At 62.6% G+C, this 342-nt stretch carries 1 protein-coding gene; it reads left to right on the top strand.

Translation table 11 applies throughout. The features are described 5' to 3' along the window. Positions 1-342 (top strand): isochorismatase family cysteine hydrolase (locus EOB49_RS34930; protein WP_164781988.1); only part of this gene is annotated, 342 nt, incomplete at both ends.

Below are 342 nucleotides of genomic sequence, written 5' to 3'. Positions count from 1 at the left end.
CAGGGCGATCCTGCCGACCGTGAGCCGGCTGATATCAGCCGCCCGCAAGGCCGGTGTCAGGGTCATCCACACCAGGCAGGGCTACCGGGCTGACATGGCCGACATGACGCCCTACGAGACATGGCGCCGCAAGCGCGCTGGGCTCGAAGGCACCGAAATCCTGCTGCGCTCTGGTCCAGGATTCCAGATCGTTCCGGAGATCGACGTCGCCCCGCAGGACATCATCGTCGACAAGACCTGCAACAGCGCTTTCACCTATACGGATTTCGAACTTGTGCTGCGCGCGCAAGGCATCACGCATCTGCTGTTTTCCGGATGCACCACGGATGTCTGCGTCCACAC

The organism is Mesorhizobium sp. M7A.F.Ca.MR.148.00.0.0 (assembly GCF_003997735.1).
GTDB lineage: Bacteria > Pseudomonadota > Alphaproteobacteria > Rhizobiales > Rhizobiaceae > Mesorhizobium.
The sequence above is the reverse complement of the archived record's forward strand: the minus strand, read 5'-3'. Positions and strand labels throughout refer to the sequence as shown.